The sequence below is a fragment of the Pseudomonas sp. BTN1 genome (assembly GCF_001907715.1).
Taxonomy (GTDB): domain Bacteria; phylum Pseudomonadota; class Gammaproteobacteria; order Pseudomonadales; family Pseudomonadaceae; genus Aquipseudomonas; species Aquipseudomonas paracarnis.
Genome location: NZ_MPBM01000002.1, coordinates 141,253 through 147,421 on the forward strand (window position 1 = coordinate 141,253; position 6,169 = coordinate 147,421).

Sequence of the window (6,169 nt, forward strand, 5' to 3'; positions counted from 1 at the left end):
TCAAGGATGGAAAGCATTTCCTTTGCAATGGTTAGGCAATGGGGCAATAACGGTGGCTACCGGTACCCGAAATCTATAAGTCAAATGTGCCCATTTTGTTGCGACTTGGTTACCTACTCTACAGCGGTGTCTTACCATGATACGGCAACAACAAGTATTGGATTACGAGCATCCTGTCCATCGTGCAGTGAGTTTGTTTCCTTTTGGTCTGTAAAAAGCCAAGCCTCCAATGAAAACGACGGCAATCCAGCTGAAGTTTTCATGTATCCACGATCTAGGCCATCGCTGCTGGTGACAGACTTCCCAGAGTCGGTCCCTGTCGCTATACGGCGCTCTTTTGAGTCAACTTCAACGTCATTTATGACAAAAAACTATCCCGCGACCGCCGTTATGGCTCGCCGAACGCTTGAAGGTATTTTCAAATACCTGCTTCCTGAAGCAAATCGAAAAGGAAGTTTGGCAACGTTAATAAAGCAAGCAATGGCGCAACACAACCTGGCTGCACCGCTTTCTACTTTGTCCCACGCTATTCGCGATGGCGGGAATCTGGGGGCGCATTTCGACGAAGAAAATGAGCCAACTGAGCTGATGGCTCAGCAGATGGTAGAGCTTCTTAAGTACCTGATTTCATACTTATATGTTCTTCCGAGCCAGATAAAAGATCTCGAAGACTCACTCGCCAAAGAACCACCAATATAAAGCTTTTTTATTTATCGAGCCGCCCAAGAGGCGGTTTTTTATTGCCTGGAGAAAAGCATGGGCGCAGCACATAAGCTGGATATTCACGGTGCCAAAGGTGGCGAGAGCAAGCCCAAGTCTCCGGTAGAGGCGCCCGACAGCCTGCGTTCCACCAACGTGGCCAAGATTCTGATCGCCGTTGGCGAGGGTGAATTCGACGGCACACCAACCGCGCGCGACATCTTCCTCGACAACACGCCTATTCAGGATGCCAGCGGCAATTTCAACTTCATCAATGTCAAGTGGGACTGGCGGCCTGGCTCTGTTGAGCAAACTTATATCCCAGGTATTCCGTCTGTCGACAACGAGACCTCCCTGAACATCGAACTGCGCAGCGGCACGCCTTGGGTTCAATCGCTGACTAATCTACAGCTGTCTGCGGCGCGCATCCGCCTGGCCACTCCACGACTGGCGAGCCAGGACGCAGAAGGGAATATTGGTGGTTACAGCATCCAGTATGCGGTCGACGTCGCCACCGACGGCGGGGCGTATCAGGAGGTATTGGTTGGAGCCATTACAGGAAAGGCTACCACTCGCTACGAAAAGTCCATGCGCATCGATCTCCCACCGGCCACCAGTGGCTGGCTGATTCGAGTTCGCCGCATCACCCCAAACCAGAACACCGACAAGATCGCGGACAGTCTGTTCATCGCCGGCTACACCCAAGTTATCGACGCAAAGCTGCGCTACCCAAACACCGCACTGCTCTTTATCGAGTTCGACGCCGAGCAGTTCACCAACATCCCGGCGGTGACCGTGAAGTGCAAGGCCCGCCGCTGGCAGGTGCCGAGCAACTATGACCCTGTGTCCCGCAGCTACACCGGCGCATGGGACGGCACCATGAAGGAGGCCTGGACCAACAACCCGGCCTGGATCACCTACGGGATCTGCACCCAGGACCGTTTCGGCCTGGGCCGCCGCATCAAGCCGTGGATGGTGGACAAGTGGGAGCTGTACCGCATCGCGCAGTACTGCGACCAGATGGTGCCCAATGGTGCTGATGGCGTTGAGCCGCGCTTCCTGTGCAACATGAACCTGCAGGGCAAGGCCGACGCTTGGTCACTGCTGCGCGACATCGCCGGTATCTATCGCGGGATGACGTACTGGGCCCAGGGCCAGTTGGTCATGCAGGCTGATATGCCTCGGGCGCAGGACATCGATTATGTCTTCACCCGGTCCAACGTCATCGACGGCAAGATCTCCTACGGCAGCGCCTCGGCGAAGACCCGCTTCACTCGCTGTCTGGTCAGCTACGACAACCCGCTTAACAACTACGACACCGACGTCACGGTCTATTCAGACCTGCCGCTACAGCGCCGCCTGGGCGACAAGCCGACCGAGATCAGTGCCATCGGTTGCACCCGGGCATCTGAAGCCCAGCGCCGGGCAAAATGGCTAGTCCTTAGCAACAACCAGGACCGCACGATCAGCTTCAGGACCGGCATGGAAGGCCGTATCCCGCTGCCTGGCTTCATCATTCCGGTTGCCGACTCGCTGCTGGCTGGCCGGGAGATCGGCGGGCGCATTGCGGCAACGGCGGGGAAGGTCATCACCTTAGACCGCGACACGCTGGCGAAGGCCGGTGACCGGCTGGTGATCAATCTACCGGGCGGGCGAGCAGAAGGACGCACCGTGGAAAGCGTGAGCGGTCGCAATGTAACCGTGACCGTGGCCTACAGTGAGGCACCTGCTGCACAACTCCAGTGGGCGATCGACGCTGACGACCTGGCAATCCCTCTATATAGAGTGATGCGAACCGCACGGACGCCAGAGGGTGATTACGACATCAGCGCTTTGCAGTACGAGCCAAGCAAGTTCGCCAGCATCGACACCGGAGCACGCCTGGAAGAGCGCCCAATCAGCGTGATCCCGATCACTGTAGTTCCGGCACCGGCGAGCGTCACGATCACATCGAACGTTTCCATTGACCAGGGCCTGGCCATCAGCACCATGAACATCTCGTGGCCAGCTGTTGCTGGTGCAGTAGCCTATGACGTTGAGTGGCGCAAGGACAGCGGCAACTGGATCAAGGTGCAGCGCACCGGCTCGACGAGCGTTGACGTCACCGGCATCTACTCGGGCGCCTACCTGGCTCGGGTTCGTGCGGTGAGCGCCTTCGAAATCTCATCGATCTGGAAAAACTCCAGCCTGACCAATCTTGAAGGCAAGACTGGCCTGCCGCCGGCGGTGTCGTTCCTGACCACCAAAAGCGAACTGTTCGGGATCAGCATCAAGTGGGGCTTCCCCGCTGGCGCCGAGGATACCCAGCGGACCGAGATTTGGTATGGCCCGGCGAACAACCTGACGGCCGCGACGAAGCTGGCCGACCTGGCTTACCCGCAGGCCGACTACCGAATGCAGTCCTTGCTGGCGGGCGCGACGCTGTTCTTCTGGGTGCGCCTGGTGGACCGGACCGGCAACATCGGTCCGTTCTACCCGGTGGTGAATGGGGTGATGGGGCAGGCCAGTTCGGATGCTGGGCCGATCCTCGAGCAGATCAAGGGGCAAATTGATGAGACATCCCTGGGGCAGTTGCTCAACGAACGCATCAACCTTATCGACGGCAATGGCCCTGGCTCGGTCAATGGGCGCATCGAAGCGGCCAAGGATGAACTGGAAGGGCTGATTGACCAGATCGTCGACGCGCTGGAGTACGATCCTGCGAAGGCGTACGCGCTTAACGATATCGTCCGCATGGGCCAGCACCTGTATCAGGCGAAAGGCCCGGTGCCGGCGAATAATCCTCCACCGAACGCGACCTACTGGACCGATATCGGCACTGTAGCCCAGACGGTGGATGCCTTGGCCACCCAGGTACAGCAGAACAGCGCGACCATTACGCAGCATGGCCAGGACATCACCGCCCAGGCTTCGCAGCTCAATGCGGTGAAGGTCACTGTCAACGATCCAGTCACCGGCGTGAACGCCACGGCCAGCGGGTTAAGCACCCTCAAAGCCACAGTAACCACGCTCGACGGCAAGGTCACCACCACGGCGCAGCGGGTTGACGGCATCTACTTGCAGGTCAATCCACCGCTTCAGGGTGATGACACGGCGCTGATCGGCTCGGACGAAAGCTACGTTGGTGTCTGGTCTGTTCAGTCTGCCCTGATCGAGGGCGACCTGGTGCAGGGGCAGCGAACCGACACAGTGGAAGTGAAGGTTGCCACAAACGCCGCTGCGGTTGTCTCCGAGCAAACCGCGCGCATCAACGCCGATGGGTCTCTCTCTACGCGGATTGATACCGTCACGGCACAGACGGCAAGCAATGCCGCAGCAGTGCAGGGCGAAATAACTGCGAGGACGAATGCTGATCAGGCGCTTGGCCAGCGGATCGACACTGTTCAAACGACGGTTGGCGGCAACACTCTCGCAATCCAGACCAACGCTACGGCCATTCAAACGGTCGATGGCAAGGTCACGGCGAACTGGTCGGTGCGGATGCAGTACGAGACCGCCAGCGGCCTCTATAAGTATGCAGGTATAGGGCTTGGCCTGGGAAAAGGTCCAGGCGGGCTGCAGTCGCAGTTCATCATCGACGCGGACAGGTTCGCCATCGGCCAGGCCGGATCGGTTCCGTTCGCAGTCCAGGGCGGGCAGACCTTCATCAAGTCAGCGTTCATCCAGGACGGCACAATCACAAACGCCAAGATCGGTAACTACATCCAGTCGAACAACTATGACCCAGGCAAGACGGGCTGGAAGCTGTTCTTCGACGGGACTTTTGAGATCAACGGTGCATTCGGAGGTGACGCCCGGCAAGTTATCAATAATCGCGGCGGGAAAGTGTTTGATGAAAACAACGTCAAACGATTCCAATGGGGGGATTTATCAGCATGAGCTACGGGATAAGGGTATGGGGGGCGACTGGTGCATTAGAACTTGATGAAACCTCGTTTACAGTGAGGATCATACACTCGTCACTAATCACAAGATCGCCTCCTAATAACTCAGGACCAAGGAACACGTTTATAGCGTTGCCTGGAGTAGAGCCGAGCACCCACTCGGCTATATGTATTCCAGCAGGCGCATATCCAAAAGACCCTAACGCCCAGGACTCCTATGCGGTTCAATTTGATACCCAGGTCGTTTCAGGCGGTGTTTATGTCTGGTTTGCCAATCGGTCCCACCCTACTGCGACTATGGCGTTAGGAACTCAAAGATTGTTGGTTATGAGGTACAGGTGAATGGCATACGGCATGGAGTTCAAAAACGGGGCTGATGTAGTTACATTGGATTCTGAATATTCGAGGCTTTCCATTTTACAAAAGGGTAGATACTCAGGCGGGGCTACGTTTTCTCCTGCTATCACTACTCAGGAGCCCCCTTTAGTTTTCGTTCGTCCGGATGCTACAAGCACATTCAGCTACGTAACTATTCTTGGAACACCTGGCAACTGGACAGGATTTTCTTTTCTCGTAGACGGTGCTGGAAGCTTTTTCGTGGCAGCTTTTCAAGCCCGAGCGGTCGCGTCATATGGGTTCAGGGTGTGGGGGCCATCTGCCAATCTGTTAATTGATAGCGGTACTCCCTGCGCCCAATTCACCAGGACGATAACCGATTGGACCTACCTTGGATCTTCATCCACTGGACAGGGGACAACTAAGTCGAGCTGGACTGCCACATCGCCATTGAATACTGGCGATTACATGCTGGTTAACAACATAGGCATGGATGTTGGGGGGGCATCTACCCGATTCTGCAAGCTTTATTGTACTTGGGATTATCAGAATAATAGAATCGTGCCTTTTGTTGAGGGGGTAGCAAACTCCATATATTTATATATCTCAGTTACTTTTGCTAAGCCGATCACGTGAGCCAGCTTTTTATAAAGTTCTCGAGTTTTAATTTGTAAATAATCCAGGAGGCTTAAATGCCAAGGCAAGAAATAAACATAGGCGTAGCCCCGACGGGTGCCGGCGGTGATACAACTCGCAGTGGTGCGGTAAAGATAAACGCAATGACGCAAGAACTCTATGCTAGGACCAATTTATTGGGTTCGGCAGCCAATCTTGATGCATCGGCATTGGTCCTCAAAAACCCTTCTGGTGTTTCTACGCCGGTCGCACCTGGTGCTTCTGGCTATGATTCTCCTGGCAACGGTCAGGGCGGAGGGTTCTATCAAGTAGGAGAGGGACCTTCATCCTCTGGAGTATCATACGCAGGGATGATCCGGATCCCCTACAACGCTACATACGAGGCGCAGCTCTATTTCCCGATGGGCTTTTCCAGCAATCGAATGCTTTTTCGCTGCGCTCTCGGAAATGCAGGGACATTTGGTGCTGCTCAAGAGGTGTATCACACCGGGAACACCACTCGCGGTTCGGGCGGCGCTTTGTCAGCAGCATCACCCATCGTTCGAATCGCAAACGTATCGCAAAGTGAGCGCCGAGACCTTCAAGAGCAATCGTTTGAGCCAGCCGGAGAATGG

General features: G+C 55.8%; 2 protein-coding genes and 1 pseudogene. All 3 read left to right on the plus strand.

The window, feature by feature from the left end:
• Nucleotides 1-6: 6 nt before the first annotated feature.
• Entirely contained in the window at nucleotides 7-699 is a 693-nt protein-coding gene (locus BMH52_RS28485) for a DUF4145 domain-containing protein (RefSeq protein ID WP_083610632.1), read from the plus strand.
• A gap of 57 nt (nucleotides 700-756) precedes the next feature.
• Nucleotides 757-4,578, plus strand: coding sequence for a DUF1983 domain-containing protein (locus BMH52_RS01435; RefSeq protein WP_073842703.1), 3,822 nt, complete (start codon nucleotides 757-759; stop codon nucleotides 4,576-4,578).
• A gap of 1,120 nt (nucleotides 4,579-5,698) precedes the next feature.
• A pseudogene (locus tag BMH52_RS28620) lies at nucleotides 5,699-6,169 on the plus strand (hypothetical protein); the annotation flags it as partial.